Annotated in this window: 34 protein-coding genes; 24 read left to right on the forward strand and 10 right to left on the reverse strand. The window is 59.1% G+C overall.

The features are described from left to right. Positions 1 to 5: 5 nt before the first annotated feature. Positions 6 to 1,466 (reverse strand): purine-cytosine permease family protein, encoded by a 1,461-nt coding sequence (locus HF327_RS05160; RefSeq protein WP_169107222.1) that lies wholly within the window; start codon positions 1,464 to 1,466, stop codon positions 6 to 8. A 145-nt stretch (positions 1,467 to 1,611) separates the two neighbouring features. Between HF327_RS05160 and hutC (HF327_RS05165) the strand changes: the two genes are divergently transcribed. Continuing rightward, positions 1,612 to 2,343, forward strand: coding sequence for a histidine utilization repressor (gene hutC / locus HF327_RS05165; RefSeq protein ID WP_169107223.1), 732 nt, complete (start codon positions 1,612 to 1,614; stop codon positions 2,341 to 2,343). Between the two features lie 104 nt (positions 2,344 to 2,447). Here hutC (HF327_RS05165) and hutH read toward each other — a convergent pair whose 3' ends face one another. The 6 genes from hutH to HF327_RS05195 form a co-directional block, all read right to left on the reverse strand. After that, positions 2,448 to 4,001, reverse strand: a complete 1,554-nt coding sequence (gene hutH, locus HF327_RS05170; protein WP_169107224.1) for a histidine ammonia-lyase — start codon at positions 3,999 to 4,001, stop codon at positions 2,448 to 2,450. A 65-nt stretch (positions 4,002 to 4,066) separates the two neighbouring features. Continuing rightward, positions 4,067 to 4,837, reverse strand: coding sequence for a histidine utilization repressor (hutC, locus tag HF327_RS05175; RefSeq protein WP_169107225.1), 771 nt, complete (start codon positions 4,835 to 4,837; stop codon positions 4,067 to 4,069). A 26-nt stretch (positions 4,838 to 4,863) separates the two neighbouring features. Then, positions 4,864 to 5,643 (reverse strand): ABC transporter ATP-binding protein, encoded by a 780-nt coding sequence (locus tag HF327_RS05180; RefSeq protein WP_169107226.1) that lies wholly within the window; start codon positions 5,641 to 5,643, stop codon positions 4,864 to 4,866. Further along, positions 5,643 to 6,527, reverse strand: coding sequence for an ABC transporter permease (locus tag HF327_RS05185; RefSeq protein WP_407927023.1), 885 nt, complete (start codon positions 6,525 to 6,527; stop codon positions 5,643 to 5,645). Before HF327_RS05185 ends, HF327_RS05180 begins: the two co-directional genes overlap by 1 nt. A gap of 18 nt (positions 6,528 to 6,545) precedes the next feature. Further along, the gene (locus tag HF327_RS05190; protein ID WP_169107227.1) at positions 6,546 to 7,523 is read right to left on the reverse strand and encodes an ABC transporter substrate-binding protein; all 978 of its coding nucleotides are present in this window, start codon (positions 7,521 to 7,523) and stop codon (positions 6,546 to 6,548) included. Between the two features lie 207 nt (positions 7,524 to 7,730). After that, on the reverse strand, positions 7,731 to 8,624 hold the full coding sequence (locus HF327_RS05195) for a LysR family transcriptional regulator (protein WP_169107228.1): 894 nt from the start codon (positions 8,622 to 8,624) through the stop codon (positions 7,731 to 7,733). Between the two features lie 95 nt (positions 8,625 to 8,719). Between HF327_RS05195 and HF327_RS05200 the strand changes: the two genes are divergently transcribed. Together HF327_RS05200 and HF327_RS05205 are read left to right on the forward strand one after the other, a co-directional pair. Continuing rightward, the gene (locus tag HF327_RS05200; RefSeq protein ID WP_169107229.1) at positions 8,720 to 9,955 is read left to right on the forward strand and encodes a CaiB/BaiF CoA transferase family protein; all 1,236 of its coding nucleotides are present in this window, start codon (positions 8,720 to 8,722) and stop codon (positions 9,953 to 9,955) included. 39 nt (positions 9,956 to 9,994) lie between these two features. Then, a complete protein-coding gene (locus tag HF327_RS05205) occupies positions 9,995 to 11,143 on the forward strand; it encodes an acyl-CoA dehydrogenase family protein (protein ID WP_169107230.1) in 1,149 nt (382 codons plus the stop codon). A gap of 1,432 nt (positions 11,144 to 12,575) precedes the next feature. Here the strand turns inward: HF327_RS05205 and HF327_RS05210 are convergent. After that, positions 12,576 to 12,857, reverse strand: a complete 282-nt coding sequence (locus tag HF327_RS05210) for a helix-turn-helix domain-containing protein (protein ID WP_169107231.1) — start codon at positions 12,855 to 12,857, stop codon at positions 12,576 to 12,578. Between the two features lie 462 nt (positions 12,858 to 13,319). Between HF327_RS05210 and HF327_RS05215 the strand changes: the two genes are divergently transcribed. The 20 genes from HF327_RS05215 (at position 13,320) to HF327_RS05310 (ending at position 23,240) form a co-directional block, all read left to right on the forward strand. Then, the gene (locus HF327_RS05215) at positions 13,320 to 13,553 is read left to right on the forward strand and encodes a hypothetical protein (RefSeq protein ID WP_169107232.1); all 234 of its coding nucleotides are present in this window, start codon (positions 13,320 to 13,322) and stop codon (positions 13,551 to 13,553) included. After that, positions 13,550 to 15,682, forward strand: coding sequence for a replication endonuclease (locus HF327_RS05220; RefSeq protein WP_169107233.1), 2,133 nt, complete (start codon positions 13,550 to 13,552; stop codon positions 15,680 to 15,682). The genes HF327_RS05215 and HF327_RS05220 overlap by 4 nt, the downstream gene beginning before the upstream one ends. Further along, entirely contained in the window at positions 15,679 to 15,885 is a 207-nt protein-coding gene (locus tag HF327_RS05225; protein ID WP_169107234.1) for a hypothetical protein, read from the forward strand. The genes HF327_RS05220 and HF327_RS05225 overlap by 4 nt, the downstream gene beginning before the upstream one ends. Beyond that, complete coding sequence (locus tag HF327_RS05230; protein WP_198460418.1) at positions 15,878 to 16,234, forward strand: hypothetical protein; 357 nt, start codon at positions 15,878 to 15,880, stop codon at positions 16,232 to 16,234. The genes HF327_RS05225 and HF327_RS05230 overlap by 8 nt, the downstream gene beginning before the upstream one ends. Next, entirely contained in the window at positions 16,231 to 16,734 is a 504-nt protein-coding gene (locus tag HF327_RS05235) for a hypothetical protein (RefSeq protein WP_169107235.1), read from the forward strand. Before HF327_RS05230 ends, HF327_RS05235 begins: the two co-directional genes overlap by 4 nt. Continuing rightward, positions 16,731 to 17,342, forward strand: a complete 612-nt coding sequence (locus tag HF327_RS05240; protein ID WP_198460419.1) for a hypothetical protein — start codon at positions 16,731 to 16,733, stop codon at positions 17,340 to 17,342. Before HF327_RS05235 ends, HF327_RS05240 begins: the two co-directional genes overlap by 4 nt. Before the next feature lie 141 nt (positions 17,343 to 17,483). After that, positions 17,484 to 17,636: a hypothetical protein gene (locus tag HF327_RS05245; RefSeq protein ID WP_165572070.1), complete on the forward strand. Its 153-nt coding sequence runs from the start codon at positions 17,484 to 17,486 to the stop codon at positions 17,634 to 17,636. Between the two features lie 10 nt (positions 17,637 to 17,646). Next, the gene (locus HF327_RS05250) at positions 17,647 to 18,477 is read left to right on the forward strand and encodes a major capsid protein P2 (protein WP_169107236.1); all 831 of its coding nucleotides are present in this window, start codon (positions 17,647 to 17,649) and stop codon (positions 18,475 to 18,477) included. Between the two features lie 9 nt (positions 18,478 to 18,486). Beyond that, positions 18,487 to 18,723, forward strand: coding sequence for a hypothetical protein (locus HF327_RS05255; protein WP_169107237.1), 237 nt, complete (start codon positions 18,487 to 18,489; stop codon positions 18,721 to 18,723). A gap of 3 nt (positions 18,724 to 18,726) precedes the next feature. After that, a complete protein-coding gene (locus HF327_RS05260) occupies positions 18,727 to 19,017 on the forward strand; it encodes a hypothetical protein (RefSeq protein ID WP_169107238.1) in 291 nt (96 codons plus the stop codon). 5 nt (positions 19,018 to 19,022) lie between these two features. After that, a complete protein-coding gene (locus HF327_RS05265) occupies positions 19,023 to 19,397 on the forward strand; it encodes a hypothetical protein (RefSeq protein ID WP_169107239.1) in 375 nt (124 codons plus the stop codon). Continuing rightward, entirely contained in the window at positions 19,394 to 20,020 is a 627-nt protein-coding gene (locus HF327_RS05270; protein ID WP_169107240.1) for a hypothetical protein, read from the forward strand. Before HF327_RS05265 ends, HF327_RS05270 begins: the two co-directional genes overlap by 4 nt. Then, positions 20,020 to 20,580, forward strand: a complete 561-nt coding sequence (locus HF327_RS05275; RefSeq protein WP_169107241.1) for a hypothetical protein — start codon at positions 20,020 to 20,022, stop codon at positions 20,578 to 20,580. Before HF327_RS05270 ends, HF327_RS05275 begins: the two co-directional genes overlap by 1 nt. Then, entirely contained in the window at positions 20,577 to 21,107 is a 531-nt protein-coding gene (locus HF327_RS05280; RefSeq protein WP_236024050.1) for a phage tail protein, read from the forward strand. Before HF327_RS05275 ends, HF327_RS05280 begins: the two co-directional genes overlap by 4 nt. A gap of 9 nt (positions 21,108 to 21,116) precedes the next feature. Then, positions 21,117 to 21,305: a hypothetical protein gene (locus tag HF327_RS05285; protein WP_169107243.1), complete on the forward strand. Its 189-nt coding sequence runs from the start codon at positions 21,117 to 21,119 to the stop codon at positions 21,303 to 21,305. Then, a complete protein-coding gene (locus HF327_RS05290) occupies positions 21,298 to 21,990 on the forward strand; it encodes a glycoside hydrolase family 24 protein (protein WP_236024051.1) in 693 nt (230 codons plus the stop codon). The genes HF327_RS05285 and HF327_RS05290 overlap by 8 nt, the downstream gene beginning before the upstream one ends. A gap of 9 nt (positions 21,991 to 21,999) precedes the next feature. After that, positions 22,000 to 22,392 carry a hypothetical protein gene (locus tag HF327_RS05295; protein ID WP_169107244.1) on the forward strand — a complete coding sequence of 131 codons (393 nt, stop codon included), beginning with the start codon at positions 22,000 to 22,002 and terminating at the stop codon, positions 22,390 to 22,392. Between the two features lie 3 nt (positions 22,393 to 22,395). Continuing rightward, a complete protein-coding gene (locus HF327_RS05300) occupies positions 22,396 to 22,689 on the forward strand; it encodes a hypothetical protein (protein WP_169107245.1) in 294 nt (97 codons plus the stop codon). 12 nt (positions 22,690 to 22,701) lie between these two features. Next, on the forward strand, positions 22,702 to 22,863 hold the full coding sequence (locus tag HF327_RS05305; protein ID WP_169107246.1) for a hypothetical protein: 162 nt from the start codon (positions 22,702 to 22,704) through the stop codon (positions 22,861 to 22,863). A 206-nt stretch (positions 22,864 to 23,069) separates the two neighbouring features. Further along, complete coding sequence (locus HF327_RS05310) at positions 23,070 to 23,240, forward strand: hypothetical protein (RefSeq protein WP_169107247.1); 171 nt, start codon at positions 23,070 to 23,072, stop codon at positions 23,238 to 23,240. Between the two features lie 10 nt (positions 23,241 to 23,250). On the opposite strand, the gene HF327_RS05315 is transcribed toward HF327_RS05310, so the two are convergent. Together HF327_RS05315 and HF327_RS05320 are read right to left on the reverse strand one after the other, a co-directional pair. Next, positions 23,251 to 23,607, reverse strand: a complete 357-nt coding sequence (locus HF327_RS05315; protein ID WP_169107248.1) for a hypothetical protein — start codon at positions 23,605 to 23,607, stop codon at positions 23,251 to 23,253. 64 nt (positions 23,608 to 23,671) lie between these two features. Then, positions 23,672 to 24,037: a hypothetical protein gene (locus HF327_RS05320; RefSeq protein WP_198460420.1), complete on the reverse strand. Its 366-nt coding sequence runs from the start codon at positions 24,035 to 24,037 to the stop codon at positions 23,672 to 23,674. Positions 24,038 to 24,163: 126 nt separating this feature from the next. Here HF327_RS05320 and HF327_RS05325 point away from each other — a divergent pair, with 126 nt between their 5' ends. Then, complete coding sequence (locus HF327_RS05325; protein ID WP_169107249.1) at positions 24,164 to 24,457, forward strand: single-stranded DNA-binding protein; 294 nt, start codon at positions 24,164 to 24,166, stop codon at positions 24,455 to 24,457. Positions 24,458 to 24,469: the final 12 nt, after the last annotated feature.

The raw sequence follows: 24,469 nt of genomic DNA on the forward strand, positions 1-24,469 counted from the left end.
GAGGATCAGGCCAGAGAGGTTCGGAGTTCGGATGCGCGGGAAGCGGCGGCAGGCGCGGCTGCCGGCGTTGGGTAAATCATCTGTGCTGGCACTTTCATGCTGCGCTTGGCCAGGGGGTAGTACACCAGCGAGGTCACCACCAGGCTCACGATCCAGGAGATGTCTGCGCCATGCAGTGCCACGGCGATGGGACCTTTGTACATGGCCTGGTTCAGAAAGGGAATCTGAATTACGACACCCATCACATAGCAGCCCAGGGCGACCCAGTTGTAGGCGCCGTAGCGGCCTTCGGCGGAGTACAGCGCAGGGATGTCCACTTTTTCCTTGGAGACCAGGTAGTAGTCCACCAGATTGACCGCGCTCCATGGCACGAACACGGCCAGCAGCAGCAGCACGAAGTTTTTGAAGTTGTTCAGGAAGTCTGCGCTGGCCATCAAGGCGACCAGCATGGACAGCATCACAAAGCCAACGATGTAGACCACGCGGGTGGTGGGCGAGAACTGTTTCTTGGCGTTGAAACCGCTGGCTGTGGTCAGAATGCTCATGAAACCGCCATAGGCGTTCAGGCAGTTCACCGTCAGCTTGCCGCTAACGATGACCAGGTAGATGAGCACCGCCAGCGGGCCGGCCAATTCACCCATGAAACCGACCTGGTTCTTCAGGAAGTTGCCGCCCAGAGCGGCCACCAGCACGCCAAACGTCATGGCCAGCTGGGCACCGATGGTGCTGCCCAGAAAGGTGTTCCAGAACGAAGAGGACACCAAGGTATTGGAAGGCAGATAGCGCGAATAGTCGGCCACATAGGGCGCGAACGTCATCTGCCAGCCGGCTGACAAGGCCATGCTCAGCAACAAGGTGGCCCAGGTGAAAGGTTTTTGACCAAAGGCGGTGGCCACGTCGTATTGGTGGAACAGCTGCCAGGCCAGGTAGCCAAAGCCCAGGATGCCGATCACGGTGGCGATGCGGCCCACGGTGTGGATTAGCTTGTAGCCCACGACGGCGACGAAAGCTGTCAGGCCGCCGAAGATCAGAATGCCGACATATGGCGTGTCCACGCCCAGCATGCGGTTGATGGCTTGACCCGATAGCACAGTGCCCGTAGCGGCAAAACCCAGGTACATCAGGATGACCAGCAGCAGCGGCAGGGCTGCACCTTTGACGCCGAACTGCACCCGGCTGGAAATCATCTGCGGCAGGCCCAGGCGGGGGCCTTGGGCGGAGTGCAGAGCCATGACGATGCCGCCCAGGATATTGCCTATCAGCAGACCGATGATGGCCGTCATGGCTTCGGCACCAAACACCACGGCCAGTGCGCCGTCGACCACGGCGGTGATCTGCAGATTGGCACCAAACCAGAGCGTCATCTGGCTGTGCGACGTGCCGTGGCGTTCCGACTCCGGAACCATGTCTATGGTCCGGGTCTCCACATGGCTTGCCAGCCCCGTAGCGGTTGATTGATTGCTCATTTGGATAGTCTCCAATCTCGGTATGCTTTCGCTAAATATCCATACAACTTTTGCCAAACGCTTTGAAGTTGTCTATACCAATTTTCATGGTTTACTCAGTTCTACGTCAATCATCTTTACGGGCGTTTTTCTCAGAACAAACCCTATGTCTCGCACCCCAAATACGACCGCCGTGGTCACGGCAACACCGGCTTTTCAGCGCATCAAAGACCATGTGCTGCAACAAATTCAGAGCGGCCAGTGGCAGCAGGGCCAGGCCATCCCCAGCGAGGCGGTATTGGCCAGGCAATTCAATGTGGCACGCATGACGGTGAACCGCGCCCTGCGCGAACTCAGCGACGAGCAGACGCTGGTTCGCGTGCAGGGCTCGGGCACCTTTGTGGCGCAGCAAAAATACCAGTCCACCTTGGTGCAGTTGCGCAATATTGCCGATGAGATTTCTGCGCGCGGCCACCAGCATCGGGGCCAGCTGCAGCGGCTGGAGCGCTACAAGGCCGATGCGGCGCTGCTGCGCCAGTTCGAGCTGACGGCGGCGCAGCAGCAGCTGTTTCACTCGGTGGTGGTGCACTTTGAAAACGATGTGCCTATACAGGTGGAGGACCGCTATGTGAACCCGGCGGTGGCACCCGATTACATGGCCCAGGATTTCGGCAGCCAGACGCCCAATGCCTATCTGACGCGCGTGGCCCCGCTGCAGGGAGTGCAGTACGCGATAGAGGCCAGCATGCCCAGCCCCGAAGTGGCCGAGCTGCTGCGCATGGAAATCACCGAACCCTGCCTGGTGCTGCGCCGTTGCACGCGTTCGCAAGGTCAGGTGGCCTCGGTGTCGGCCCTGTGGCACCCGGCATCGCGCTATCAATTCACCGGAAGTTTCTAATCACCCCCTGAGCGGCTGTGCCGCAGGGACGACACCCTCGCTGTGAGGCGGCTCTTGCTGGATGTCTCTGGCTCTAGGGCATGCTGGCTTTGGAACCTTGGCGTTTACAGCGCTGTGCTGGGGAGAATGCGCTGCAGCGTCTGCGGCCAGGCCGTATTCAATGCCCACAGCCGCATGGTTTCGATGTCGGGAGCCAGAAAACGGTCTTTGTCCAGATATGCCACCTGGCTGCGGATCAGCGCATATTGCTCCTCGATCAGCGGCGAGCTTTTGAGGCGGCGATCAAAGTCCATGCCCTGGGCTGCGGCCATGGCTTCCACGCCGACGATGACGGCCGTGTTCCTGGCCATCTCGCCCAGGCGGCGCGCGCCATAAGTGGCCATGGACACATGGTCTTCCTGATTGGCAGAAGTGGGTAGGCTGGTCACGCTGCTGGGGTGGGCCAGGCATTGGTTTTCCGCTGCCAGTGCAGCTGCCGTGACCTGAGCGATCATGAAGCCGGAGTTGACGCCGCTGTCCTCGATCAGGAAGGCGGGCAGGCGTGACAGTCCGGTATCGAGCAGCAAGGCCATGCGGCGTTCGGAAATCGCACCGATCTCGGCCAGCGCCAAGGCCATGATGTCGGCCGCAAAAGCCACGGGTTCGGCGTGGAAGTTGCCGCCCGAAATCACATCGCCGTTGTCAAAGACCAAAGGGTTGTCCGAAGCGGCATTGGCCTCTATGACAAGCACGCGCGCCGCATGGCTGAGATTGTCTAGGCAGGCGCCCATGACCTGCGGCACGCAGCGTATGGAATAGGGGTCCTGCACGCGTCCGCAGTTGGGGTGGGAGGGGTCGATGGCGCTGCCGTCAAGCAGCTCTCGCACGGCTGCAGCGACAGCGATTTGACCCAATTGCCCGCGTGCGGCGTGAATGCGCGCATCGAAAGGCTTGACCGAGCCCTGAATCGCTTCCAGCGTCAGGCAACCGGCGATCAGGCCGGCGGCCAGCAGGCTTTCGGCCTGCAACAGACCGGACAAGGCCAGGGCTGTGGAGACCTGGGTGCCATTGAGCAGGGCCAGACCTTCCTTGGGACCCAGTACAAAAGGCTTGAAGCCCACATGCTGCATGGCGTCACGGCCAGAGACCACTTGGCCGTTGAGCTTGGCCTGGCCTTCGCCGATCAGCACGCAGGCCAGATGTGATAGCGGTGCCAGATCGCCGGAGGCGCCTACCGAGCCCTTGGAGGGAATCACGGGCAGCACATCGGCATTGGCCAGAGCCAGCAAGGCGTCCACCAGCTCTGGGCGCACGCCTGAATGTCCGCGGGCCAGGCTCACAGCCTTGGTAGCCAGCACCAGGCGCACGACATGGTCTGGCAGAGGCTCGCCGGTGCCCACGCTGTGTGAGAGCACCAGATTGCGCTGCAGGTCGGCCAGGCGCTCGTGCGCGATCTTGGTCGAAGCCAGCTTGCCAAATCCGGTGTTGATGCCATAGACCACCTGGTCTTCATCCACGATGTGCTGCACATGTGCCTGCGCCGCCCGCATGTCTGCATAGGCGGAGGCGGCCATGCTCAGCTGCAGACCACCGCCTTGAATGGCGCGCAACTGGGCCAGCGTGACTTCGCCGGGTTGCAGCGCCAGCAAGGGGGAGACATTTTCAGTAGTGGTGTTCATGGCTATACCTGTATGTACAGTTGAAAACAAGCAAAAAATCCGCGAGAACCAAATATCGGGCGACCTTAGCCGCCGTGAACGGAATCTGTGCGGAACCGGCTACCGAGTCGGTAGCGCATGCCTGGATGCACGCAGTGCACCCAGGTAATGGGCGTGCCGCGCAGCCAGGTGCGGCGTGTCAGCATCAGACAGGGCTGGTCGGCCGCCATCTGCAACCACTGCGCCTGCTCGGTCGTGGGCAGCATGGCATCGACCACATGTTCAATCTGGTCGTACTGCACATTGCGCACCAGATAGACCGAGGGCTGTACTACCGAAAAATCCTGCTGCATGAAGTCCGGCACCAGGCGCGGATTGACATAACGATCTTCCAGCTGCACCGGCACCTCGTTCTCGAAATGCACGCCCTGCAGATGAAACACCGAGGCGCCCACGCTCAAGTCCAGGGCGGCGGCCACTTCCAGAGAGGCCGATTCGCGGTTCATGCTGATCAGCTCGAAGCGGTGGTCGTGGCCGCGTTGTGCAATCTCTTCGCCGATATTGGCAATGCGCAGCAGCGTGGATTGTTGCTTTTCCTCGGCCACGAACGAGCCCACGCCGGCCACGCGCACGATCACGCCTTGTTCGGCCAGCTCGCGCAGGGCGCGGTTAGCCGTCATGCGCGCCACGCCAAACTCTTGCACCAGCTCCTGCTCCGACGGAATGCGCACGCCAGCCGCCCACGAGCCGTCGCTGATCTTGCGCAGCACATGCTCTTTGACCTGCTGGTACAGAGCGAGAGGCACATCGCGAGCCGATTTGGCGGGGGGGCGGGAGAGGGCGGCTTGGGAGTTCATGGCGATAGCAAATTCTGCGACAGCCCTCAGTGTGCAGCAGCGGCCAGAGCCTCGGCCCGAATTTCTTCGGTCAGCCTGGCCTTGAGCTCCATGAACTCGGGCGAAGTCTTGACGGTGTAATGCCGGGGGTGGGGCAGATTGACGGGAATATCGGCCTTGATGCGACCGGGGCGGGCGCTGAAAACGGCCACCCGGTTGGCCATAAAAATGGCTTCGTCGATATCGTGGGTCACGAACATCACGGTTTTGCGCTCTGCTTCCCAGATGCCCAGCAGCAATTCCTGCATCAGCACGCGGGTCTGGTTGTCCAGCGCGCCAAAAGGCTCGTCCATCAGCAAGATTTTCGGATCGTTGGCCAGTGCCCGCGCAATGGCCGTGCGCTGCTGCATGCCGCCCGACAATTGCTTGGGAAAGTGGTTCTCAAATCCTCTCAGCCCTACCTTGGCGATGAAGTAGTCGCTGCGCTCTTTTTGCAAGGCTTCGCTGACGCCTTTTTCGCGCAAACCGAAGCGTATGTTCTGGGCCACGGTGAGCCAGGGAAAAAGCGTGTAGCTTTGAAACACCATGCCGCGGTCGGCACCGGGGCCGTCCACCACATTGCCGTCCAGCAGCACCTGACCGGTGGTTGGGAAATCCAGCCCAGCAGCAATGCGCAGCATGGTTGATTTTCCGCATCCCGACGGGCCGAGGATGGTGACGAAGTCGTTTTCCTTGACGTCGAAATCCACAGGCAGCAAGGCCTGGGTGCTCGTGCCTTTATGACTGGTGAATGTGCGCGAAACACCTTGAATGGACAGTAGATTCATTACAGGGCGCTCCATTCGAACATGCGACGGTTGATGGTCTTGAAGATGAAATCGGAGGCCAAGCCGATCAGGCCGATCACGATGATGCCGAAGATGATCTGACCGGTATTGAGCAGCGCCTGGCTGTCGGTAATCATGTGACCGATGCCGGAGGAGGAGCCAATCAGCTCGGCCACGATGACATAGGTCCATGCCCAGCCCAGCACCAGTCTCAGCGTTTCGGCGATACCGGGCGCAGCGCCCGGAATGAGCACGCGGCGAACAATGCCGGTATTGCTGGCGCCCAGGGTGTAGGCGGCTTCCACTAGGTCCTTGCGTGCGCCGCCCACGGTGACGGCGACCATGAGCGTGAGCTGGAAGACCGAGCCGATGAAGATCACCAGCAGCTTTTGGGTCTCGCCCACGCCGGCCCAGAGAATCAGCAGGGGAATGAAGGCCGAGGCGGGCAAGTAGCGGCAAAAAGAGACGAAGGGCTCAAAAAATGCTTCCACCGGCTTCCATGCGCCCATGGCAATGCCCAGAGGCACTGCGACGGCAGACGCCAGAATAAAGCCGGCCATGACGCGCCAGACTGTCATGCCTATGTCGTGCAGGAAGTTGAACTCCGTGAACAGCAAAATGCCTTCGCGCACCATGGTCAGTGGGCTGGCGAGAAAGGTCGGAGAGACCAGGCCGCCAAAGGTCACGGCAGACCAGACCATGACGAAAAAGACGAAAAAGCCTATGCCCAGCAGCCATTTGGCGCTATGGCTGACAGGCTCCAACGGAGCCATATAACGTCTGCGCACCGGCTTGAAGGAGGGCTGCACAGGAGACTGCAGCGAAGTCGACACGCCCTGAGGTGTGGCCGGTGCAGAGGGGACAGAAGAAGATACCGCGTTCATGTGCAACCTCTTACTCGCTTACTTGATGAAGCTGTTGTCGTACATGACGTTGTAGTTCTCAGGCATGCTGCGAATCACGCCGGCTTCCTTGAGAATCACGGCCGCTTCCTTCATGAAGGGCAGCAGATCGTTGGCAAAGAACTTCTGATTGGCTTCCTTGTCCGACCATTTCAGGAAGGCGGCAGACTTGCCAAATTGCTCGCCGCTTTGCTTGACGGCCGTGCCCATGATTTCGTAGCTTTTATCCTTTTCGGCCTGGATCATGGCTACGGCGTCAAAGTACGACTGGGTCAGTGCCTTGGCCGCCGCCGTGTTGGCCTTGAGCCATTTGGGGTCGCAGCCCACGGTATCCATCACCATGGGGTAGTCGATGGTGGTTGCCAGAATCTTGCCGGCGGCGGGGTTGGCGCGAACCGTGGACAGATAGGGCTCGTAAGTCATGGCCGCATCGTTCTGGCCGGAGACAAACGACTGGGCCGCGGGCTGAGGCTCCAGCGACACGGTTTTCACGTCCTTCATGGTCATGCCGTTCTTGTTCAGCATCCAGGCCAGACCGAAGTAGGGGGCGGTGCCAGGTGCGCTGACGGCCACCGTCTTGCCTTTGAGGTCGGCGAAGCTCTTCACATCGTTACGCACGGCAATGCCGTCGGCACCGTAGGATTTGTCCATCTGGAAGATCTGCACAATGGGCACGCCATTGGTATTCCATGCCACATGCGTCTCGATGGTGGTGGCCGCACATTGCACGGCGCCCGATGCCAGTGCCAGATGTCTGTCCTTTTGCGGGATCATCTTCAGTTCGACATTGAGACCGTTCTTCTTGAAAATGCCTGCCTTGTCAGCCAGGGTCAAAGGTGCAAATCCAGTCCAGCCAGACATACCAAGAACGATCTTGGTTTCCTGCGCTGTGGCTTGCTGAGCGCCGGTTGCCAGGCAGGCGGCGGCCAGAGCCCATTGCCAGATGGGGAAGCGACGGGTGGTGTGTGTCGATGTCATATGACCCTCCTCGGTCAATGCGAGTTCAGCAAGGTTCGTAGTTGCGGCTTTGCAGCCGGGACGTCAGCGCGGACGGCAAAGTGTGTTTTTGTTGATCAGGCTTGTATATACAGGCTTACCCGAAACAGGACTAACCCCTGAGTTTTAGCAAGTCGCGTGCCAGATTGAATGCACGAGGAGGATGTGAAAAAACTGGAAATTCAGGCGCTACGACGGTGCAATCACGCTTTTGGCGACGCTCAAAAATGGTGCAATCAAAGATGAGGCATTGCTGCTGGGTACGGACAGCACAATCGACTGCTTGGCGACTTTGTCCTTGATGCGCTTACAAACCAGACGTTTGCCGTCGTGCGTTCTGTCCACAGCGGGGCGCGTAGTCAAGATGCTGACGCCATGGCCGTTGGCCACCATGGAGCGCAGTAGCTCTATGGACGAGAACTCATGGGCCACGGTGGGCGTGACGCCGGCCTCGCGGAACAGGGAAAGAAAGTACTCCCGGCTTTGCGGCAGCTTGATCAGCAGCAGGGGCGACTGGGCCAGTTGCGCCAGGCTGATGCTAGTGGCTGTTGCGAGCGCATGCCTAGTCGGCAAAAGCACATAGGGCGCTAGGGCGGCCACCGGGTGCGTGCTGATCCGGGGTCTGGACAGGCCCAACTCGTATTGCAGTGCGGCATGAATTTCCCCGCGTTCCACTTGCCGGGTCAGCGATTCGATATCGCCCTCTATGAGCTCCAGCATGATTTCCGGGTAGCGCTTCTGCATCTGCGACAGGATCTGAGGAATCCATAGCGGGCCGAGGGTGCTGAGAAAGCCCAGACGCAAAACACCGGACATGCCCAGGCTGCGGCGTTCCTGCAGTTTCTCGGCAGCCTCCAGCAAGGCCAACGCTTCGCTGCTTCTGGCCAAACCGGCGGCCGTCAGATCCAGGCCTTTTCCATGACGCCTGATGAAGAGCGTCTCACCCCAATGGGTCTCAAGATCGGCGACCGCCTTGGAGACCGAAGGTTGCGAGACGTTGATGGCATGGGCTGCCTTGGCTGTGCTGCCATGGCGCGCAGCGGCGACGAAATATTCCAGTTGACGCAGGTTAATGTGAATCAATTTTTTGAATTCAGAAGATGTGAAATGAATATTTTCTATTAATTCAAGCTTCCCTCAACATCCGTGCATCTTGTCAGGTGAGCAACCCAAATCCCATGTCCATCTCTGCTGAAAATACCGCATCCCGTCCTCTCGATGGCATTCGCATCCTGGATTTCACACGAGTCCTAGCAGGCCCCATGTCCACGGCGCTGCTGGCTGATCTGGGGGCCGAGGTGGTGAAGGTGGAGCCGCCTCAGGGCGACGATTACCGCGCCATCGGGCCCATGAAGAACGGTCAGAGTGCCTTGTTCACGGTGATGAACCGCAACAAGCAAAGTCTGGTGCTGGATCTGAAAAGCCCTCAGGCGGCCGAGATCGTCCAGGAGCTGGCGCAAAAAGTGGATGTGGTGGTCGAGAATTTCCGCCCTGGCGTGGCCGAGCGTCTGGGTATTGGCCCCGAAAAGCTGCGCGCCCTCAATCGCAAGCTGGTGTACGTCAGCGTTTCGGGTTTTGGGCAGACCGGACCGCTTGCCCATCGCCCCGCCTACGACATCATTGTGCAAGCCATGAGCGGCTTGATGGAAGCTACGGGCGAGCCCGATGGCGCTCCGACGCTGGTCGGCGAAGCGGTCAGCGATGTTGTCGCAGGGTTGTTTGCCTCCTGGGCCACGCTGGCAGCCTTGCTGCAGGCACAGCGCACGGGAGTGGGGCAGCATGTGGATGTCGCCATGTTTGACACCACCCTGACCTTTCTGGCCACCTCGGTGTCGCGCTATCTTTTCACGGGGCAACCCTCGCGTCGCGTGGGCAACCGCCATCCGCTGTCGGCGCCGTTTGGCGTCTACAAGGCGCGTGACGGGCATTTCGCTTTGGCCGTGCTCAACAAGAAGCTGTTTGATGCCACGGTGCTGGCCATGAATCTGCCGCAGCTGGTGGATGACCCACGCTATGCCAGCGACGAAACCCGCTCGGCCAACGAACCCAGCCTGCGTGCCGCCATTGAAGCTTGGACGCAGCAGCATGATGTGGCCGAAGTGGTCGCCGTGCTGGACGCTGCAGGCGTGCCGGTGGCACCCATCTGGAATATCGAGCAGGCGCTGGAGTCGCCACAAATCCAGGCGCGCGGTCTGCTGCGCCCTGTGGCTGACGATCAACTGCCCGATCTGCGCTTGCCGACCCAGCCCGTGCATTTCGGCGGCGCGGCCCCTAACCGTGCCGAGCGTGCGCCAGCGCTGGGTGAACACACCGATCTGCTGCTGACCAGTTGGCTGGGCCGCAGCGGCGAAGCCATTGCCGCGTTGCGCGAGGCCGGCGTTTTCGGTTCCTCCACTTCCCCCGCGGTGCACTGAGCTGGCCCTGCTTATCCTCGATAAAGAATAGAGACGAATATGACTTTCCTGCGACTTGGATCCACTGAAGAAGACCAGACCATTGCCGATGCCGTGGCGCGCTTTGCCCAGGAAAATCTGGCGCCTGTGGCCCAGGCCATGGATGAAGAAGCCTTCTCTGCCACCCGCCACGTGCCGGGCTTGTCCGAGCTGGGCGTGATGGGCATGAACCTGCCCGAGCATCTGGGCGGCCCCGGCGTCACGCCCACGGCCATGCTGATGTCGCTGGTTACCATTTCCCGCGCCTGTGCTGCAACTTCTTCGATGATTGGCGCCCATTACCTGGGCACCGATGCCTTGCTGATTGGCGGCAGCGCCGAGCAGCACGAGCAATGGCTGCCGCGTTGCGCCACGGGTGAGTGGCTGGCGGCGTTTGCGTTGACCGAGCCGCGTGGCGGCTCTCACCCCGCCGACATGCGTACCAAGGCCGTGCGTGAGGGCGACGAATACGTGCTCACCGGCATCAAGCACTTCATCTCGAATGCTGCCGAGTCCCGCTTCATGATCGTGTTTGCCAAGACCGATATGGAAGCCGGTGCGCGCGGCGTCAGCGCCTTCATCGTGCCGCGCGATCTGCCGGGTATTCAGATCTCCTCGCCCGAAAAGCTCATGGGCATACGCGGCGGTCATGCTTTTGAGGTCTCGCTGGAAGGCGTGCGAGTGCCGGCTGCCAACCGTCTGGGTGAAGAAGGTCATGGCTTCAAGATCGCCATGAAGGTGCTGGACAACAGCCGTCTGGATGTGGCCGCAACCTCGCTGGGGATTGCCGAGGCCGCTTTGCAGGCGGCGGCGGACTGGGCCAATCAGCGTCTGGTCGGCGGCGAGCCCCTGGCCACCAAGCAGGCGATTCAGTTCAAGCTGGCCGATATGAAGCTGCGCCTGGAGGCTGCCTGGGGGCTGACTATGCAGGCTCTGGCACTGCGCCAGGCCAAGCAGTCGTTCAGCCAGCAGTCGGCCATGGCCAAGCTCTATGCATCCGAGATGGCGGGCTTCGTGACTGATGAAGCGCTGCAGATCCACGGCGGCTACGGCTATACCCGCGAGATGCCTCTGGAGCGCTATGTGCGCGACGCCCGCATTCTGCGCATTTACGAGGGTTCATCCGAGATCCAGCGCACCATCATTGCCCGCTCGGTGCTAGGGTATTGATACTGTCTGAGCGAGAAGAAATATTCAGCGCGTTGCCGACTGGCGAATCCACCCGCTGAATTGCCAGACGCTTGAAACGGGCACCATCTAGCATAAGCCGGGAACTTCTCTGAAATGTGGAAAGACTTGGTACCGGGCGTATCGCCTCAAGGGATGCGTCGTTCACGGCACTACACACAGAAAATTCTGATCATTGACGCCTTGTGGTGCTGCTCCTTACTGAAGCCGAAAGACCAACTGCCACAGGCGCTCTATCCTATGATTCAACCCAGAAATAGGGGGCGTGAGCTATGGGCATTTTGATCCTGTTGACTGGCAACGCGAAAAACCGTTTACTGGTGGACGCAATGTTACGATTGCGCTGCTCTTGATTGGGTTGCTCGCCTATAGGTATCAGGCTGAAATCTTGCGGTTCTTCGTTGCGCCTCCGGCTGCAACTACTCAACAGCCTGTGGTACGGCCGCAGCCAGAACCGACAATCGTTGCACCACGAGTCCTGGTACCGGAGAGGCCAAGTTCAGCTCCCACAGGTCAGATTTATCGATGCGGAAATACCTACAGCAACACCCCTTGCGAGGGGGGTAGACAGATAGCACAGCAAAGCAGCCTGTCGGTAAGAGAATCGACGACAAAGGAAATCTACCTCTGCAAAGATTTCCATGGCAACCTGACATGGTAGAGCGCGGCCTGTTCGGCTAATGGTCGCTTTATTGAGCGGATTGCGCGTGTTCCGACCAATATTTCTTGGGATGAACAGGTCGCCATGGCGCGACAGCAGCGACATCGAGCACATGCAAATGCTGCTGAGCAAGTTGTTCCGGTTGCAACTCGTCCTGCTGGTAGCAAAGCCAATGCGTCTGAATGCCGGGAACTGAATGAACGCGTGAATTGGCTCGACAACTTGGGGCGAATTGGCGGGAGCGGCTACACCATGGATTGGATTCGTGAGGAGCGACGTAAAGCGCGCGATCGACAATTCAGGATCGGTTGTTAGCCAATTTGGAAAAATGGAGCATTCGCGGGCGCGGTTTTATGCCTCGCAAGCTCCTTTTCCATGGTCAAGATTTGCTTGACAAGCCTATCGTTTTTGCGTTTGAGTGATTCGGCTAGTGCGTAGTTGCCCGCTGCATGATTGAACGCAACCGCGTCGATGGTAGAAATTCCCCATCGTGATTCCCAGAACAGCGCCAAATGAACGGCGCGAGGAGCTTGCCCCTCGCGTCGATATTTTTTGATGGTAGCTGGCTTGAGGTCTAGAAGTCTAGAAGACTAGAAGACTAGCGAGCTGTAGCGCAGATCATCAAGGATGTAGTGCAGATGCGGCAAATGTGCAGGGTAAGGTGCTCTAAACATCACCTGGGTTTCGGCACGCACAACCTTGAGAGCCCAGCAGCAAAAGGGCGTACTACTACAACTAGCCTAGCGTTTGTGATTACACATAATATACACAAAGGCGACGCGCTTCGGCCAAAAGGGCGGCGCGTGCGAGCGGCTCTTTAACCGACTCCGCATATTGGTCAAGCAGGATTCCTTCAGGCTTTACGCCAAGCAATTTGGCGACTTTTACAGCCGCAGACTCATCAAGGCTGGTGCGTCTCCCAACCTTGTAATTGCTTAAAGCGGCGCGAGTGAGGCCAAGTTCTTGGGCTGCTTTGTAATCGCTGTCCCAGCCGTTTTTTAGCTTCAATTGCTGAATCCATTCATATGCCTTCATGGCGGCTCCTTCGGTGATTGGATGGAATAAATGTAGTTTTTTTGCCGTGTACGTCAACGCACTGAAAATAAACATGACAACGGTACGTTGACCGACTACGGGACGTTAACTACATTTGCGCTGCCAGCCGGGAACTGGTGGTGTTTTCTAAGCCGTTCCCCGGTACTGCCCGTTATGCACACCCGGCTGGCACCACTGTGCAAGTGGTAGGGGACACGGCGTTTCGGGGAAAACAATGGCTGAAACCACTGGTGAGTGTGCGCATGTCCGCATTGCTGTATCGCGATACAGAAATGTTCTTAACTCGTGTGAGTTCTTCGAGGCGGCTCTACAAAAGCCGTTGTCGGAGAATTGGGAGCATTGCTTTGAGGCAGCTCTAGCGCTCAGGTCGTCTCTTTTGCCTGCTGCGGAGCATGTCCGGAATATGGGTGGCCTGCTGCTGATCGGCGGGGAGTTCTGACCATGCAATACACCGTCGCAGCCCATGCGGGCGGGTATGTGGTCGCCCGTAGCCGTGGAAACGGCGAGTGGATAGCGGTACAAGAGTCAGCCTGCTATGAGTCCTGCAGGCGCGAAGCAATCCGCCTGAATGCCGAGCAGAAAGCCCGCCAGCGCTTGGAGCAGGCCCGCCTTATCAGCGCTTCGCTTCAGCCGCGCCGCTCTCTGCGGTACTTTGAGCCGGACGCTTTCGCATGAGAGTTCAGCATTCGGACGAAAAGCCCGTCACCTATGAGCAATGGGCCGGTGGCCGTGTTGCTGATCGTCTTGATCGCCTAGGTTTGCCGAAGCGTTGGCAAGCCCGCCTGATGCGCAATTGGGCGCGAATCCATCGTACTGACCGCCCTGCAAGTGAGCAGTTCTTGCGCCAGTACGTGGCAGACCTTGGCAAGACTCGCATTAACTTGGATGCGTCGGACTGGGAGGTCTGCGAAAAGGCTATGGGCCTTGCGCTGCGCTGCACCCAGCTCGCCATGCTGTACCACGATGCCGCCACGCTGCGCAGCGCCATGGATAGGGTGGTTGTGGGGCAGGGCGTGGAGCCGCCATCGCGCAAGCTCAAGAAATACAGAGAGGATGGTCCGGCCATTTCTCGCATGGCCTGCCCGGTGTGGTGGCGGCGCAAGCTGCGCTCACACCATGGCCGCTGCATTGAATCGGCGGCTATCGGTATTGGCTACGTGAACCGTAGCGAAGAGATTTATTGCAGCAATGAAACCGTGTATCGGATACGGCAGCGGGACAAGGCCGCGGCTGAAATGCTGGCAACCACGTTTGCGCGGAATGAGCACGGCCAAGAGTTGAGCCTTGAAGAGTTGCGCAAGGTCAGCGTGGCCGAGCGCAGCATTAAACGAGCCGAGCTGATGACCCGAATCAGCGGATTTGAGCGCGTGGCCGTGGCTGCTGGTCATGGTGGTTTGTTCATGACCACCACATGCCCCAGTCGCATGCATAAATGGCGCACGGTGGGGCCGAAGTACTCGACCAAGGTCGTTGAAAACCCACGTTATGACGGCACCGAGCCGAGACAGGCCCAAGAGCATTTGGCTGATGTATGGGCGCGCACCAGATCGGCGCTGTTGCGCTATGGCGTGACGCTTTACGGCTTTCGCATTGCTGAGCCGAACCATGACGGCACGCCGCATTGGCATTTCTTGGTTTTCTTTGATCTGAAATGGCCGGGTGAGGCCAAGCGTGCTGCTTTGCCGCGCATTAAAGCCATCTGCAGGCGCTATGCGCTGGGCAAGGGTGAGGCCAAGATGCCTGCTTTCAAAAAAATGTTCACTGAGCGCGTGGTGCCTTACCGCACCAAAAAAGCCGCAAGGGCTGCTGCTGCTGAAGCTGAAACGGCGTGGCGCATTGCTGATCGCCGCAACCAGAACGCTGAGCCGGGTGCCAAAGAGCACCGCGTTGACTTTGAAGAAATGGACTCGGCCAAAGGCTCTGCAGCGGGCTACATCGCAAAGTACGTTGCCAAAAATATCGACGGCTACAAGGTGGGCGAAGACCTGTTCGGCAACCCTGCAATGGAAACATCGGGCCGCGTCGAAGCATGGGCGCGCACATGGGGTATTCGCCAGTTTCAGCAGGTCGGCGGGCCTCCCGTAACGGTATGGCGCGAACTGCGCCGGATTGAAGAGCTGCCCAAGGGTGCCCCGGCGCATCTGGTGATGGCATTCAACGCGGTAAACAAGGTGGAGTTGATCGAAGGCAAGGAAAACGCCTCAGTGGCTTGGGACCGTTACTGCGAAGCGCAGGGCGGCGTTTTCTGTGGCCGTCTGTATTCGATTCGCCTGGACATGCAAGAGCAGGAAGGCTTGAACCGTTACGGCGAAGAAAAGGGCAAGCGTCCGGTAGGCATCTACACAAGCGGCATGGAGACATGGACGCCCCCGTGGATGGCCCACATGCACCCGCCTGCGCTCATTCCGCGCCGGGTGGAATGGTTTGTTGAATCGTCCCGCCATGTGTGGGAGATCGTCGGGCGCCCGCGTCCGGCTGTTTTGAGCGCGCCTTGCGCGCCTTGGACTTGGACTTGTGTCAATAACTGTACGGGGGTTGATGAAGATGGAATTGAGCGAGCAGATGAAGGAAGCGCGGACGGCCTGGGAGAAGGCGCCGGCGCACATCAAATTGATGGCTGGGAAGTACATGGAGCCGGTGTTGACCGTGCTCGAGTCGCTTTGCCAGCTCTCCCCTACGGAGGGTGGCGCGAAAACCATCCCGATTACCTGCAAGGGTTCGAGCTGCAGCAGTGGAAACAGCGGCACATGCATGGGCCTTGGCAGCCAGCAGGCAAAGTGGCCGTTTCCGGGGGAAAGTCATGAATGACGTGTTCAAAGTGCATGAGCCTGCCCGTATCCGTACCGGGAAATACGCGGGCCTTGTCGGTACGGTAACGGAAACCGTAGAAGACGACGGCCAGCAGACCGGCGTGCACCTGGACATTCAGGGCGTGCGCGAGGGCGTGCCGGTCAGCAAGCAACTGTGGTTCAAACGTTCGGCGGTGGAAAGGAACACCCATGGCTAAAGAAATTTTGGGGCGTGTTGACTGCCCGTTTTGTCATTTGAGTCAGGGCGTGCGTGTAACGCATGACAAGAACGGTCAGCCGTTTGGATATTGCGATGGTGGATGCCATGGGCAGATGAAAGTTGGCGGGGACGCTCATCGTGTTGCGCGATTTGTCGAGAAATATCCGTGGGCAGCTCCATTGAATGCCGCAAAGCCCGTATCCGTACCGGTACGGGAACCGGAACCCGAAGCGGTACAGCCCGTAATGGCTCCGGTACAGGTAGTGAAGCCGGAACCGAAACCGAAACCGAAACGCCAGCCGGTAGCGAATCCGTTTGATATCTTTTTGAAGAAAGAGCCAGCATGAACGAAGAAGTACAAGAGCAAAGCAGCGAACAGGCGGCAGACTTTGCCGCGCTGCAGGCGGCAGCAGGGCCGGGGCCGGAAGAGGTGGCGGCAGAAGAGCAGCAAGAGCAGGGCAGGCCTGAACTGGCGACAGAAATTGCGGGTCTGGTGCAGGCCGCTGTTAGCATGCTGGCTCCCATGTTTCCAAGTCTGCCCGGTATCTATACGCCAGAGGCCACGCAATCGGCGGCGGCGGCGGTGGCCGGGGTCTGCCACAAGCACGGCTGGATGCAAGGCGGGGTCATGGGCCGCTGGGGTGAAGAAATTGCCTGCGTTGCCATCGTGGGGCCGCTGGCCTTTGCCACGTATCAGGGCGTCAAGACCGATATCGCAGCCCGTCAGCCCGTGGAGCGCATCGGTGGGCCTGATCTATCGGCACCTGTTCCCGTAGCGGGGCCGGTACCGTCCAAGGCGGTGACTTTTGGAGCTCCGGTACCCGCATCGGAGGCCGTAGCTGCATGAAAACCAATGACGGTCAGCTTTATGTGATCGCCGGGGCTTCGCGCTCCGGTAAGACCGCCTGGACACGAAAGCGCATCGCCAAGGCTAAGCGCATCTGGGCTTGGGATCCTGAGGCGCAGTGGTGCGAGCTGCCCGGCTGGCGAAAGGTCAGCACGCGTGCCGAGCTGCTGGCCTGCGCGCAAAAGCCGGGGGCGCAGAAGGTGGCGTTTGTGGCCGGGGGGCAGCTCAAGGAAGACTTTGATTTCTGGGCCGGTGCCGTGATGTACGCGGGCCGCTACGTGGAGCCGCTGGACGCTGTGGCAGAGGAGCTGGCGGACGTAACCACGCCCAGCAAAGCGCCGGGGAACTGGGGAATTCTGGTGCGCCGGGGTTTGAAGCGGGGGATTTCCCTGTACTGCATCAGTCAGCGATGGTCGGAGGCCGATAAGACCGCGTTCGGCAATGCGTCGGACTTCGTGATTTTTCGGCAGTCGTCGGGGGATGATGTCACCTATCTGGCGCGCAAAACGCGGGTAGAGCAGGGTGAAATCAATGGCCTCGTGCCGTTGCAGTACGTACACATGAATGCGCTAAATGGCGAGATTTTGCGGGGGAAATTGCGGTTTTAACGGGCATTTTGGGTACGGGAACGGGAACGGATACAGCGCCTATGCGGGCGCTGTTTTCTTTTGTGCAATGGAGCCATGCCAGCACGGGGCTATGCCGCTGCGGCTGACCTTATGTGCAACTGTTCAACACGGGACAACAAAATGACTTCTGCGGAAATGACCAAGATCGCCATTGCGGGCGGCATCTTGTTTGCAGCTTACAAATACGGCAACGGCCTGATTAAGGCCGGTGCTGTCGCCGTGGCCGCTGGCGTGATCGCCAAGCGCGTTCCCTATGTCAAAGACGTGATGTAAAGGGGAAGTCATGAGCGTCGGAAAACTCAACCGCTACGGCCTGCCTTTCTCCAACGTGGTGCCCACTGGCACCGCAACCAACCAAGTTACGCCAGGTCGTACCTTGGAAACTCTGCGCTTGCGTCTGGGCGGCACGAGCTTCACCAAGGCCATGCTGCCGCTGATCAAAATCAAGGCCAATGGCAAGGTAATTCTGGAAGCGTCCGGTGCAGAGCTGGACAAAATCAATGCCTACCGTGGCACGACGCTGGATGCCGGTTTTCTGGACATTCCCTTTGCGGACTACCGACTCAATAACGAGTTTGACCGCATGGTGGGCGCATTCGATACGTCCATGGGTATCAGCAATATCACCACTGAGGTGCAGATTGCGGGTGCCACGGCTCCTACGCTGCAGCCCATCCTGATCGAATCGGCGCAGCAAAAAGCCCGTGGCGGTGATTACGCGCCTTATGCGCCGCTGATCTCAAAGCTGCTGCGCTACCCATTCAGCCAGGCCACGGGCGGGCGTCTGCCGGTCAACGTGCCCTTTGGTGCGCAGTCTGGCTCCATCATCAAGCGCCTGCACATTTTCCACACCGGCAACATGACCGGCGCAACCGTGAAAGAGGACGGCCTCGTCATCCATGAATCGGTCAAGGCGGAAAACGAATACGAACAAAAGAGCCAAGGCCGCGTGCCTCAGGCCAATGTCTATACGCTGGATTTCTGCGTGGACGGCGCTGTGGGCAAAGCTCTGGACACTCGCCAAGCGCGTTCGCTGGAATGGCTGTTCGACTTCTCGGCGGCTGATAACGGCGTGGTGCTGGTGGAATACCTCGACCCGCTGGGCAACCTGTAAGGGGGCGCTATGGATTGGGGCGATTGGACGCAACAAGTAGCCGGGAGCCTCATCAACAAGGCTTCTGATAACAAGTGGGTGCAGCCCTACGAAATCCAGAAGATGCAATTGCAGGCGCTGGGCCAGTTGGGCATGTATCAAGAGGGTCAAGCCAGCGTGACGGCTGGCCGTCAAGGCCTGACGATCTCGCCAACGCTGCTGTTGATCGGCGCTGTGGCAATGATCGTCATCATGACAAGGGACTAGCCAATGTCAGCAGCGGCGGGAGCAGGGGCGGCAGCATCGGCGGTCAGTCCTTGGGCCAATTTTGCGGGCATGTTCGCTATGGGTCTGGGTAGTGCCGTCAACGGCACGCCCGGTATGGCAACCGGCACGCAGGCCAATAAATACGATAACTCCGGCTGGAATGTGAATTTCGGGCCGGGAAATATCGACAGTGCGCGGTCTGAGGCGCAAGCAAGCGCTTTTGATGCGTACCTGCCTTATGCGGTGCTTTTTGTGGGGGTAATGGTCGTATGGCGCATGACCCGCAAAAGCTGAGTTTAGTGCTGGGGGAGTGGGGGGACGATGCCGCGCATTGGCTGGGGCGTGCGCTGGCATCGGCAACCCTGCAGGACCTGCACAAGCAATGGCTGCACGGCGCAAAGCTGTACCGAATCATGCATGAGGGTGAGTGCGTCGGAGCCTACCTGCTGCGCGTTGACAGCACGGCCAGGGGGCAACAGGGCGTGATTGTGGCGGCGGCGGCAGAGCTGCGGGGCGTGGACATGATTCAAACCTGCATGCCTGCCATTGAAGCCAGCTTCTGCGGCGTGAGCTCTATTCGGTTTCATACCGCAAAACCGGCAGTTGCCCGAAAAATGGCCCGCATGGGCTACGGGCCGCAAGAGCTGATCTGTGTGAAGGAAATCGCGGCATGACTTCGCGGCAAAAACTCTATGAATTCGGCTTGCCTCTGGGCGCTGGTGCAACCCGCACCAAGCTGGGCGGCGGCTATGTCTGCGGCGGCGGTGGCGATTCCGACAGCACCCAGCAATCCAACAGCTACGACAACCGGGTGGCGGTGCAGGACGGCGTGGGTCTGTCTTCGTCAGATAACAACTGGATTAACGCCAGCCGCACCAATAACTATGAGGCAACGACCAACTACACCAGCAACACCACCAGCAATGTGACGGTGATGGATGGTGGCCTGATTGGTCGTGGTCTGGATACCGTGGACGCGGCATTCAAGGGAATGCTGGGCGCCACATCAAGCACCTATGACGGTGCCTTGTCTTCGGTAAACAAGACCGTAGGGGCTGCGCTCGACAGCATCAACATCAATAACGCCACGAATGCAGACAGCTTTACCAAGCTGCTTGACACGGCGGGCGACTGGTTCAATAAGTCGCAAGGCCTGATAGGCCAGACGCAAAAAAGCGTGGCTGATGCCTACGCACAAGCGCAGACCGAAGCCAAGGGAACCATTGATAACAAAACCATCATGGTGATTGCCGTGGCGGCAGTCGCCGGGCTGGCGTTCGTGAATAAGGCCAAGTAATGCGCACGCTATCTCAAATCGTCTACCCAGATCAAAGCTTTTGGCTGAACGGCACAGGGCGATATATCCGCCTGATGGAATGCGTGGAGCCTGTGAATCTGCGCGTGATTCGCCAGGGCCGCGTCGTCTATGACGCTCAGGCCGTGGAGGCCGGTTTTTACACCATGCCAGACGGCGGTTTTGACGCGGTAGAGGTCATGACGCTGGGCGGGCCACAGTTGGTGAAGGTCGCCATTTCTGATGGTGATGGCGGCTATGACCGCTATACCGGCACCGTGAATCTGGCCACGGCCACGGCCATTGCAAACACCGGGCCTGTGCCGATTAGCGTGGCATCCACGCTGCTTGTGCCGGCCAACGCCAAGCGCCGGGGCATTCGCTTTTTGAACAGTGGCACGACCATCGTCTATTTGGGCGGCATGGGTGTGGATCTGGTTAATGGCTGCTTGAAGATCAAGCCCGGCGAAATGCTGCTGGAAAGCGAAGCACCAAGCGCCGCATGGTACGGCGTGAGCGAAGGCGGCGCGGGGATTGTCAAGGTGCAGGAGCTAATGGGATGAGCTTCATCTACAACGCCGGTACAGACGGCATCTACAACGAAAGCGATGAATTTATGGCGGGTCAAATCGCATACAGCGCGGCGGGTGTGATTCCTTCCGGCTGGCTGGAGTGCAACGGAGCAGCCATCAGCCGTGCAACCTATGGCACCTTGTTTGCATCCATCGGCACCAACTATGGGGCAGGCGATGGCGCAACCACGTTCAACCTGCCAGACCTGCGCGGCGAATTCCTGCGCGGCGCTGACCGTGGGCGCGGTGTGGACGCTGGGCGTGCCATTGGCAGCGCACAGGGTGATGCAATCCGAAATATATCGGGAGCGCTGGCGGGTGAGTACGCCGCAACATTTGCGGATGGGGGGAGTGGGGCACTTGCTCCTGCTAGTAGTTATGGATACACGGTGGCAGGCCCGACAAGCGCACAGGACAGGGGGTTTGGCGTTTCACTTGATGCATCCCGCCAAGTCCCAACAGCAGCAGAAAACCGCCCACGCAACGTGGCCTTGGTGCCGGTCATTAAGTACAGCTAAGGCGGTCACATGAAGCTAATCCACCACTACAGCGAAGAAACCGGCGAGTACCTCGGCACAAGCGATGGCTTTGAGAGCCCGCTTGAACCCGGCGTTTTTCTGATTCCAGCCTTTGCCACTGATATCGACCTGCCAGAGTTCGTACCGGGCAAGGCGCTGGTTTTCAAAGACGGCGCATGGACGCTAGTCGATGCGTAATGCCTACCTGATCGCAGCCGCTGGCCTGCTGGCCGCTGGTGCTTGGGTCATGTACCGCAGGCAGCAAGAGGCCGTCGATGCAGAAGAGGGCGGCAGCGATTGGGAGAGCGACACATGGACGGACGTTGAAAGCGCGTCCAACACCGTCACGCAGGGCGCGGCGGAAGTCATAGATAGCCTGACGGGGGGCAGCATGAAACTATCCAACATGAGCCGCGTCACGGCGGCAGACCTGAATCATCCCAATGTGCGCGCCTTGCTGCGCGTCATTCGGCGCGGGGAGGGCACCGTAGACGAGGCGGGATATCGCCGGATTTTTGGCGGGCAGCTTTTTGAAGGCTTTGCCGACCATCCGCGCATTGCCGTTACCAAGACCATGCGCAATGGCAAACGAATCACCAGCACGGCAGCAGGCGCTTATCAGTTCCTGAGTAGCACATGGGATGAAACCGCCCGAATCATGGGCCTTCGCGGCTTTTCGCCAGCGAATCAAGACTTAGGCGCAGTGGGCCGCATTGCAGCCCGAAACGCGCTTGAAGACATCAAGGCAGGCCGCTTTGAAGTGGCCGTTAAAAAAATCGCATGGGAATGGGCAAGCATGCCCGGCAGTCCCTACGGTCAACCCGTCATCAGCATGGACACGGCGCGGGCCGTCTACGTTGAAGCAGGCGGCAGCAGCTACTAAGGGGCAGGCATGGCAATGAAAAAAGATGAATTGCTAGTGCTGGGCCTTGCGGGCGTGGCCGTCTACATGATCGTCAAAAGCCAGGGCATCAACATCGGCGGTGCCGTCAAAAAGGCCGTAGGCGGCGCTGGCGGCGGCGTCCTGCCCGTGGGCAAGACTCCGGGCACCAACTATTACAGCCCATGGTTCAACTTCAACGGCGGCCAGATCGGCTACGGCCTGTTTGATGGCGCTATGGATAGCTTGGGCTTCGGCGCTGACAACGTGACCGTAGGCGGCAATAAAGGCACCGGCACCGGCTTGGGCCTCTCGCTGGACAACAGCGGCTTAGGCATGACCTACGGCGGCGTTGAGTCCAACGGCTGGAGCCTGTTCGGCGGCGGTGCGTCTGGGAGCTGGTAAGCCATGAAGACCCAGCACCTGTACCTACTGGCGGGCGGCGTCGTCGCGGCGGCGCTGGTCTGGGCCGTCACGCGAGCCAGCAGCACCAGTGCCAGCAACGCAGGCCAGTACATCGGCGGGGCCGTGGTGGACATGGCGGACGGCGTGATTGGCGGTGCTGTGGTGGGCGTTGGGGAGATTTTCGGCATACCGGGTACCAACATGACCAAGTGTGAGAGAGCAAAAGCAGAGGGCCGGACTTGGGACGCGTCTTTCGACTGCCCGGCCGGGGATTTCATCAAATATCTGTGGGACTAAAGGGGGGGAGCTATGGGCAAGATTTGGAATCGTTTACGTGAGCCGTCCACATGGGCGGGTTTGTCTGCGCTGGGCATCTTGTTCGGCGTGCCAGAAGCCGCAGTGGGTGCCGTGGGCCAGATCGTGGGCGGCGTGGCCGCTTTGGGTGCAATCGTGCTGGCCGAGCGCAAATGACGGGTGATGAGCTGCGCCCGCTGCTGGCAATTGTGGGGCCAGCCTTAGCCGTCTATGCAGGCATACGGGCTGATCTGGCCCGGCTGCATGCCAAGGTGGACAAGGCTCATAGCCGCATTGATGACTTAACCAAAGGAGGAAGCAACCATGGCAAAGAAACGAAGCACGCCCAAGCGTGACAGCAAGGGCCGCTTTAAGAAGCGCAAATGAGAGTGCCAGGATTCATACCGGGGCCGGTCGATCTGGCCCGAGAGGCATTGATTGTGGTGGGCGGGGCCATCATCGCGGCGGCAGTCATTGGGCAAGTGCCTGCGCTGCGCGACTGGATCAAGAAACAGTGGGCCGGGACTCCGAACCCGCTGGGGCCGGGTGAATAGATGCGCTGATTCAACCGATTTGGAAAACGGGGCTGTTCGCAGCCCCATTTTTATGGGCGTTAATCTCTTCTTCGAGGCTCAACATTTGCTTGACAAGGCGGGCATTTTCGCGCTTGGCTGCTTGATAGCTGGCAAAGTATGTCGAGGCTTGATTAGCGGAGGTGATTTCGATGGTGCGAATGCCCCAGACGGATTCCCAAAACAAGGCCAGATGGATAGGCCTTGGAGCCTGTCCTTGCTTTCGGTATTTGCGCAGCGTGGACGGCGCAATATCGAGCAGTCTGGCCTTTTGCTCGATGGAGCCGGGAACGTTATCCAGCACGTAGCTGAAATGGGGTAGATGGGCGGGGTATGGTGCTCTGAACATGGCCTAAATATCCACCATGAAACCAGCTAGAACACACGTCCCGTAAGAGGTTGCAGCTTCATTATTAATAGCGCATTTGATTTAACATAATATACAAACCGTCGGCGGCCTGAGTCATGTTTGCTACGGCAGCAGTAGCAGCACCACTAGCGCCCATCAGCGTTCCGGCGATGGCAGCGCCGGTTAGAAACTTGCGCACCATGCGCGATTTGCACGCGCTATCTCGCTCGCCCTCCAGAGCTGCAATCACCATCCATTTTTGAGGATCCTCACCCATTTCTTCGGCTAGTGCGCCGGCAATCGCTGGGCTTAGGTGCGCTCGCACTTTTGCGGTGGCTAGGGTGGTTCTTGCAAGGTTCAAACGCTCAGTCCAGTAAGGCGCTGGTTGCTGCGCCAGTGCCTTTTCCAATAAATCAAGCGTTGTTTGCATGTGTGCCCCTGTTGCTTTGTTGACTACAAAGTGCAGTCATTATGCAAATAACGTTGACTGCAATGTGCAGTCATGGTTATCGTTCGCTCCGTGACTGCATGTTGCAGTCATTACTTGGAGCAACAAATGATCAGAGTCACCGTCCCGAATCTTCCTATCCGCATCCAGTCGTACTCCAGCAAAAAAGACGGCTCCGCCCAGCAACTGCGCCTCCAGGTCGCGTATCTGCATACGGTTGATCAGGATGATCAGCCCCTTCCTTACCCTGAAAAGGTTGAGCTCTTCGTTCGCGACAATGGGCAGCCATTGGCAGCGGGCGAATACACGTTTCGTCCGAGCGCGATCACTGTGCGCGATGGTCGTGCCTCGTTTGACGCTTCGCGAGTCGTTCCGATCAAGCCGAAGTCTGCAGCTCAGTAAGCGAGGTGCACC

The organism is Comamonas suwonensis (assembly GCF_012844455.2).
Lineage (GTDB): Bacteria > Pseudomonadota > Gammaproteobacteria > Burkholderiales > Burkholderiaceae_C > Comamonas > Comamonas suwonensis.

Excerpts from the sequence above, each read along its gene's own strand:
- HF327_RS05275 (WP_169107241.1), top strand. The coding sequence starts at position 20,020 with ATGCGCACGCTATCTCAAATCGTCTACCCAGATCAAAGCTTTTGGCTG.
- HF327_RS05245 (WP_165572070.1), top strand. The coding sequence starts at position 17,484 with ATGACTTCTGCGGAAATGACCAAGATCGCCATTGCGGGCGGCATCTTG.
- HF327_RS05160 (WP_169107222.1), bottom strand. The coding sequence starts at position 1,466 with ATGAGCAATCAATCAACCGCTACGGGGCTGGCAAGCCATGTGGAGACC.
- HF327_RS05320 (WP_198460420.1), bottom strand. The coding sequence starts at position 24,037 with ATGCAAACAACGCTTGATTTATTGGAAAAGGCACTGGCGCAGCAACCA.
- HF327_RS05230 (WP_198460418.1), top strand. The coding sequence starts at position 15,878 with ATGGCTAAAGAAATTTTGGGGCGTGTTGACTGCCCGTTTTGTCATTTG.
- HF327_RS05255 (WP_169107237.1), top strand. The coding sequence starts at position 18,487 with ATGGATTGGGGCGATTGGACGCAACAAGTAGCCGGGAGCCTCATCAAC.
- HF327_RS05240 (WP_198460419.1), top strand. The coding sequence starts at position 16,731 with ATGAAAACCAATGACGGTCAGCTTTATGTGATCGCCGGGGCTTCGCGC.
- HF327_RS05185 (WP_407927023.1), bottom strand. The coding sequence starts at position 6,527 with ATGAACGCGGTATCTTCTTCTGTCCCCTCTGCACCGGCCACACCTCAG.
- HF327_RS05210 (WP_169107231.1), bottom strand. The coding sequence starts at position 12,857 with ATGAAGGCATATGAATGGATTCAGCAATTGAAGCTAAAAAACGGCTGG.
- HF327_RS05325 (WP_169107249.1), top strand. The coding sequence starts at position 24,164 with ATGATCAGAGTCACCGTCCCGAATCTTCCTATCCGCATCCAGTCGTAC.
- HF327_RS05200 (WP_169107229.1), top strand. The coding sequence starts at position 8,720 with ATGTCCATCTCTGCTGAAAATACCGCATCCCGTCCTCTCGATGGCATT.
- hutC (WP_169107225.1), bottom strand. The coding sequence starts at position 4,837 with ATGAACTCCCAAGCCGCCCTCTCCCGCCCCCCCGCCAAATCGGCTCGC.
- HF327_RS05190 (WP_169107227.1), bottom strand. The coding sequence starts at position 7,523 with ATGACATCGACACACACCACCCGTCGCTTCCCCATCTGGCAATGGGCT.
- HF327_RS05315 (WP_169107248.1), bottom strand. The coding sequence starts at position 23,607 with ATGTTCAGAGCACCATACCCCGCCCATCTACCCCATTTCAGCTACGTG.
- HF327_RS05285 (WP_169107243.1), top strand. The coding sequence starts at position 21,117 with ATGAAGCTAATCCACCACTACAGCGAAGAAACCGGCGAGTACCTCGGC.
- HF327_RS05310 (WP_169107247.1), top strand. The coding sequence starts at position 23,070 with ATGAGAGTGCCAGGATTCATACCGGGGCCGGTCGATCTGGCCCGAGAG.
- HF327_RS05305 (WP_169107246.1), top strand. The coding sequence starts at position 22,702 with ATGGGCAAGATTTGGAATCGTTTACGTGAGCCGTCCACATGGGCGGGT.
- HF327_RS05235 (WP_169107235.1), top strand. The coding sequence starts at position 16,231 with ATGAACGAAGAAGTACAAGAGCAAAGCAGCGAACAGGCGGCAGACTTT.
- HF327_RS05250 (WP_169107236.1), top strand. The coding sequence starts at position 17,647 with ATGAGCGTCGGAAAACTCAACCGCTACGGCCTGCCTTTCTCCAACGTG.
- HF327_RS05225 (WP_169107234.1), top strand. The coding sequence starts at position 15,679 with ATGAATGACGTGTTCAAAGTGCATGAGCCTGCCCGTATCCGTACCGGG.
- hutC (WP_169107223.1), top strand. The coding sequence starts at position 1,612 with ATGTCTCGCACCCCAAATACGACCGCCGTGGTCACGGCAACACCGGCT.
- HF327_RS05220 (WP_169107233.1), top strand. The coding sequence starts at position 13,550 with ATGAGAGTTCAGCATTCGGACGAAAAGCCCGTCACCTATGAGCAATGG.
- HF327_RS05215 (WP_169107232.1), top strand. The coding sequence starts at position 13,320 with ATGCAATACACCGTCGCAGCCCATGCGGGCGGGTATGTGGTCGCCCGT.
- HF327_RS05205 (WP_169107230.1), top strand. The coding sequence starts at position 9,995 with ATGACTTTCCTGCGACTTGGATCCACTGAAGAAGACCAGACCATTGCC.
- HF327_RS05180 (WP_169107226.1), bottom strand. The coding sequence starts at position 5,643 with ATGAATCTACTGTCCATTCAAGGTGTTTCGCGCACATTCACCAGTCAT.
- HF327_RS05270 (WP_169107240.1), top strand. The coding sequence starts at position 19,394 with ATGACTTCGCGGCAAAAACTCTATGAATTCGGCTTGCCTCTGGGCGCT.
- HF327_RS05280 (WP_236024050.1), top strand. The coding sequence starts at position 20,577 with ATGAGCTTCATCTACAACGCCGGTACAGACGGCATCTACAACGAAAGC.
- hutH (WP_169107224.1), bottom strand. The coding sequence starts at position 4,001 with ATGAACACCACTACTGAAAATGTCTCCCCCTTGCTGGCGCTGCAACCC.
- HF327_RS05290 (WP_236024051.1), top strand. The coding sequence starts at position 21,298 with ATGCGTAATGCCTACCTGATCGCAGCCGCTGGCCTGCTGGCCGCTGGT.
- HF327_RS05260 (WP_169107238.1), top strand. The coding sequence starts at position 18,727 with ATGTCAGCAGCGGCGGGAGCAGGGGCGGCAGCATCGGCGGTCAGTCCT.
- HF327_RS05300 (WP_169107245.1), top strand. The coding sequence starts at position 22,396 with ATGAAGACCCAGCACCTGTACCTACTGGCGGGCGGCGTCGTCGCGGCG.
- HF327_RS05295 (WP_169107244.1), top strand. The coding sequence starts at position 22,000 with ATGGCAATGAAAAAAGATGAATTGCTAGTGCTGGGCCTTGCGGGCGTG.